At 38.8% G+C, this 1,626-nt stretch carries 1 protein-coding gene; it reads left to right on the top strand.

All coding sequences use genetic code 11. From position 1 onward, the window contains the following. On the top strand, nt 1-1,517 hold a 1,517-nt coding region (gene ltrA, locus IQ247_RS32105), incomplete at its 5' end, for a group II intron reverse transcriptase/maturase (RefSeq protein ID WP_228060241.1). Nucleotides 1,518-1,626 lie beyond the last annotated feature (109 nt).

Raw genomic sequence — 1,626 nt, 5'->3', positions numbered from 1 at the left:
AAAAAACCGCAGGGGTCGATGGTATAAAATCACTGAAACCTGCACAACGCCTTAAATTAGTCCAAGAACTGGTAGTAAGTGACAAAGCTTCTCCCACGAGAAGAGTATGGATACCTAAGCCAGGAAAAGATGAAAAAAGACCTCTTGGGATACCTACAATAAAAGACAGAGCAATTCAAACCTTGGCGAAAATGACAATGGAACCTCAATGGGAGGCAAAATTTGAGTCAAATTCGTATGGGTTTAGACCAGGACGCTCATGTCACGATGCAAGAGAAGCAATATTCAACAGTATCCGGCACAAAAGTAAATTTGTTCTTGATGCTGACCTGAACAAATGTTTTGATTTTATCGACCATCAAAAACTTCTCCAAAAGCTCGAAACATTCCCTTCTATGAGAAGGCAAATTAAAGCCTGGTTAAAATCTGGTGTAATGGATGGGCTGGAATTCAACCCAACAGAACGCGGAACACCACAGGGCAATGCTATAAGCCCCCTTTTAGCAAACATCGCCCTTCACGGATTAGAAGAGGAATTAAAAAAGGCGGCTGAAAAATTCAACATCAAAAATAAAAACGGAACACAAGTCGCCAAAAGAGATAAGAGAAATGCCCTAAGTATCATTCGTTATGCAGACGACTTTGTGATTCTCCATGAGAATTTAGAAGTATTGAAAACGATAAAAACTATGGCTCAAAAGTGGTTAAGAAACATGGGTTTAGAATTGAATACCAAGAAAACGAGAATAGTTCATACATTAAAAACCATAGGATGTTACCAACCTGGGTTTGATTTCTTAGGTTTTAATATAAGACAATTCAAAGTTGGAAAATATACCAGCGGTAAAAACTCCAAAGGTAAATTACTTGGGTTCAAAACTATCATCACTCCAAGCAAATATTGTCAAGAAAATCACCGGAAAGAACTGAGAATAGCCATAAAGAAAAGCAAGGGATTAAAACAATCCGACCTTATTGCAAAATTGAATCCCATTATTAGAGGATGGACAAATTACTTCTCCACAGAAGTTAGCAAAAAGGTTTTTGATGAAATGGCACACTTCACATTCTGGAGACTGATGTTCTGGGCTAGGAGAAGACATCGAAATAAAGGAAGGAAATGGTCTAAGACCAAATATTTTCACGAAATCGATGGTCGAAGCTGGGTTTTCGCAGTAAAAAATGGAGAAGAGTATTATCGACTCATTAACCATGCGGACACAAAAATTGTAAGACACGTCAAAGTGAAAGACAATGGTAGTCCTTATAACGGAGACTTAAAATATTGGGGAACCCGAATGGGTAAAAATCCTTTGTTGCCAAAGAAGGTTGCAAAACTACTCTTTGAGCAGAAAGGAATCTGTAAACACTGTGGACTGTATTTCAGGGAAGAAGATGTAATGGAGGTAGACCATATAATCCCCCGTTCTAAAGGAGGAAGGAATACCTATGAAAATTTACAACTTCTTCACGTACATTGTCACGATGAAAAAACCCGAATAGACGATGCGCTATAAAGGTCGATGCTCTTAGTTAAAGGCACTTGACGAGGAGCGTAGTGAAGCGAAAGTTTCACGCTACGTTCTGGAGACCAATGGGGTTGGTGACAACCTCATTGAGTTTAAT

This window comes from Plectonema cf. radiosum LEGE 06105, from assembly GCF_015207665.1.
GTDB classification, from domain to species: Bacteria; Cyanobacteriota; Cyanobacteriia; order Cyanobacteriales; family Nostocaceae; genus Rivularia; species Rivularia radiosa_A.
This window is presented reverse-complemented; position numbering and strand designations above follow the sequence as displayed.